Raw genomic sequence first — 343 nt, 5'->3', positions numbered from 1 at the left:
CGCTCACGGTGGTCACTTGACGCATGGGATGCGTCTGAATTTCTCGGGCAAGCTCTATGACGTGCATTCCTATGGGGTGTCGGAGGATGATCACCGGATCGACATGGACGAGGTGCGCGATATCGCATTGAAGGCCAAGCCGAAGGTGATCGTGGCGGGGTGGTCGGCGTATCCGCGTCATCAGGACTTCGCTCGGTTCCGTGAGATCGCCGATGAGGTCGGTGCTTACCTGTGGGTCGACATGGCCCACTTCGCCGGGTTGGTCGCGGCCGGTCTGCACCCGTCGCCGGTCCCGTATGCCGATGTCGTGTCCTCGACGGTGCACAAGACTCTCGGTGGCCCC

Annotated in this window: 1 pseudogene; it reads left to right on the top strand. The window is 62.4% G+C overall.

Features of this window, described 5'->3' with window-relative positions:
- A pseudogene (locus QC180_RS30155) lies at window positions 1-343 on the top strand (serine hydroxymethyltransferase); the annotation flags it as partial.

Origin of the sequence: Nocardia anocheti, assembly GCF_029675105.1 — a bacterium.
In the GTDB taxonomy this organism is placed as follows: Bacteria; Actinomycetota; Actinomycetes; order Mycobacteriales; family Mycobacteriaceae; genus Nocardia.
The sequence above is the reverse complement of the archived record's forward strand: the minus strand, read 5'-3'. Positions and strand labels throughout refer to the sequence as shown.